Source organism: Nocardioides sp. P5_C9_2, from assembly GCF_054049555.1.
Genome location: NZ_JBFUMD010000571.1, coordinates 1 through 2,227 on the forward strand (window position 1 = coordinate 1; position 2,227 = coordinate 2,227).

Annotated in this window: 3 protein-coding genes; 1 reads left to right on the forward strand and 2 read right to left on the reverse strand. The window is 71.2% G+C overall.

The features are described 5' to 3' along the window. Window positions 1-235: hypothetical protein (locus ACXJKL_RS19750; protein WP_457208703.1), on the reverse strand; the 235-nt coding region annotated here is incomplete at its 3' end. A gap of 85 nt (window positions 236-320) precedes the next feature. Here ACXJKL_RS19750 and ACXJKL_RS19755 point away from each other — a divergent pair. Beyond that, on the forward strand, window positions 321-1,757 hold the full coding sequence (locus tag ACXJKL_RS19755; protein ID WP_457208704.1) for a glycine hydroxymethyltransferase: 1,437 nt from the start codon (window positions 321-323) through the stop codon (window positions 1,755-1,757). Here ACXJKL_RS19755 and ACXJKL_RS19760 read toward each other — a convergent pair. After that, a partial coding sequence (locus ACXJKL_RS19760) for a response regulator (RefSeq protein WP_457208705.1) occupies window positions 1,758-2,227 on the reverse strand: 470 nt, incomplete at its 5' end. It lies immediately after the preceding gene.

The window sequence follows — 2,227 nt, forward strand, 5'->3', positions numbered from 1 at the left end:
ACCACACCGCCTGTGCGCCGGGGACGTCGACGTGGATCGTGCCGTCCGAGGCGGGGTGCACGGCGTAGCGGGTGATCGCGGGGTCGAACGTCGGAGAGAGCCACGCGGTGCCGGTGACCTCGATCGTCGTCGACTCCGTCGGGGCCGCGGGTGCGGAGGGGATGGCGGCCGAGACGGGCAGCAGCGCGGTGGCCAGACCAGCCACGGCCACCAGGGCCCAGGAACGTGCCTTCACGGGGCCACCTCTCGTCGGTGTGGGCACGGTAGCCCGACGTGGACGCCGTGCGCTGCAGAAGCACCCGGGCCTCTAGGCTGGCGCCATGACGGACTCCCTCATCAGCAGCGCGTACACCCAGGCCCTCGAGGTGATCGGCGCCGTCGAGCCGCGCATCGCCGACGCGACGCGCCAGGAGCTGGCCGACCAGCGTGGTTCGCTCAAGCTCATCGCCTCGGAGAACTACGCCTCGCCCGCGGTGCTGCTCACCATGGGCACCTGGCTCTCCGACAAGTACGCCGAGGGCACCGTCGGGCACCGCTTCTACGCGGGCTGCCAGAACGTCGACACGGTCGAGTCCCTCGCGGCCGAGCACGCCCGTGAGCTGTTCGGCGCGCCGTACGCCTATGTCCAGCCGCACTCCGGCATCGACGCGAACCTGGTCGCCTTCTGGTCCATCCTCGCCAACCGCGTGGAGTCGCCGTACCTGCAGAAGATGCAGGCCAAGAACGTCAACGAGCTGACCGAGGCCGACTGGGAGACCCTGCGCGGCGAGCTGGGCAACCAGCGACTCCTGGGCATGTCGCTCGACGCGGGTGGGCATCTCACGCACGGGTTCCGTCCCAACATCAGCGGCAAGATGTTCCACCAGCAGCAGTACGGTACCGACCCGGAGACCGGGCTGCTCGACTACGACGCGGTCGCCGCCAAGGCGCGCGAGTTCAAGCCGCTCGTGCTGGTGGCCGGCTACTCGGCGTACCCGCGACGGGTCAACTTCGCGAAGATGCGCGAGATCGCCGACGAGGTCGGCGCGGTGCTCATGGTCGACATGGCGCACTTCGCCGGGCTGGTGGCCGGCAAGGTCTTCACCGGCGAGGAGGACCCCGTCCCCTTCGCCCACGTCACGACCACCACGACCCACAAGTCGTTGCGCGGCCCGCGCGGCGGCATGGTGCTGGCGCAGGAGGAGTTCGCGGCCGACGTCGACCGCGGCTGCCCGATGGTGCTCGGCGGGCCGCTCTCGCACGTGATGGCCGCCAAGGCCGTGGCGTTCGCCGAGGCCCGCCAGAGCTCCTTCCAGGCCTACGCCCAGCAGATCGCCGACAACGCCCACTCCCTGGCCGACGGCTTCCTCAAGCGCGACGCCCGCCTGGTCACCGGCGGCACCGACAACCACCTCGTGCTGCTCGACGTGTCGGGCTTCGGCCTCACCGGGCGACAGGCCGAGTCGGCGCTGCTCGACGCCGGCGTGGTGACGAACCGCAACTCGATCCCGGGTGACCCCAACGGTGCCTGGTACACCTCGGGCATCCGTCTCGGCACCCCGGCGCTCACCACGCGGGGCTTCGGCCACGACGAGTTCGACACGGTCGCCGAGCTCATCGTCGACGTCCTCAGCAACACCRAGGCCGGCACCACCAAGGCAGGCGGTCCGTCCAAGGCGTCGTACGTCCTCGGCGACGGCGTGGCCGAGCGGACCAGGGCGGCGAGCGGCGAGATGCTCGACAAGCACCCGCTCTACCCCGGTCTCGTTCTCGGCTGATCAGCGGCGCCACCGGTAGGCCACCTCGGGCCTGCCGCCGCCGCCGTACCGCGGTGAGCGCACCACCTGGCCCTGGTCGGCGAGGTGCTCGAGGTAGCGCCTCGCGGTGACCCGCGAGGCGCCGACCACGGTGCCGACCTCGGACGCCGACAGCCCCTCCGACGCGTCGGGGTCGCGCAGCGCCTCGGTGATCTGGCGCAGCGTCTCGGGACCGAGGCCCTTGGGCAGCTCGGCGGCGCCCGAGCGGGTGCGGAGGGCGCCGAAGACCTGGTCGACCTCGTCCTGCACCACGTCGTCGTCGATGCCGGCCAGCTGTGCGCGGTACGCCGCGTAGTGCTCGAGCTTGGAACGGAACATGGCGTACGAGAACGGCTTCAGCAGGTACAGCACGACCCCCTGCGTGACGGCGCGACGCACGACCTCGGTGTCGCGCGCCGACGTCACAGCGATCACGTCGCACAGGTGACCGG